The organism is Brucella sp. 22210, from assembly GCF_052045675.1.
Taxonomy (GTDB): Bacteria; Pseudomonadota; Alphaproteobacteria; order Rhizobiales; family Rhizobiaceae; genus Brucella.
Genome location: NZ_JBQEPD010000156.1, coordinates 1 through 598, shown reverse-complemented (window position 1 = coordinate 598; position 598 = coordinate 1). Strand labels below are relative to the sequence as shown.

Below are 598 nucleotides of genomic sequence, written 5' to 3'. Positions count from 1 at the left end.
ACCGGTGCTCCATGCCCGTCCAGAACATAAACCTGCGTGTTCGCTATCGGACGGCCAATCGGCACGTTGTCGGGAATCGCGTCCCCGCAGCTCCACGCCGTCACGTCAATGGCGGCCTCCGTCGGGCCATAGAGATTGTACAGTGCTGCATGCTCCAGTACGCGCTTGCAGCGCCGCGCCAGCGCGCCGGGCAAGACCTCGCCGCTGCACAAGATCCGCCGCAGACTGGCGCAGGCATCGATATCGCCATGCTCCAGGAACAGCTGTAGCATCGAGGGGACAAAGTGCAGGGTCGTGATCTGTTCCTGGGCAATGATCACCGACAGATAGGCCGGACTCTTGTGTCCTTCGGGGTGCGCCATCACCAGTCGCGCCCCACTCAGCAACGGCCAGATGAACTCCCACACCGACACATCGAAGCCGAAGGGCGTCTTTTGCAGCACCGCATCGGCTTCGGTGAGCCGATAGTCCTGCTGCATCCAGGCAAGCCGGTTTACCACGCCGCCATGCTCGTTCATCACACCCTTTGGTTGTCCGGTCGATCCGGAGGTGTAGATGACATAGGCCAGGTTGCGCGGCGTCAGGCCGAGAACAGCGG

Annotated in this window: 1 protein-coding gene; it reads right to left on the bottom strand. The window is 62.4% G+C overall.

Features of this window, described 5'->3' with window-relative positions:
- Positions 1-598: AMP-binding protein (locus ACTJKP_RS27120; RefSeq protein ID WP_440632867.1), on the bottom strand; the 598-nt coding region annotated here is incomplete at both ends.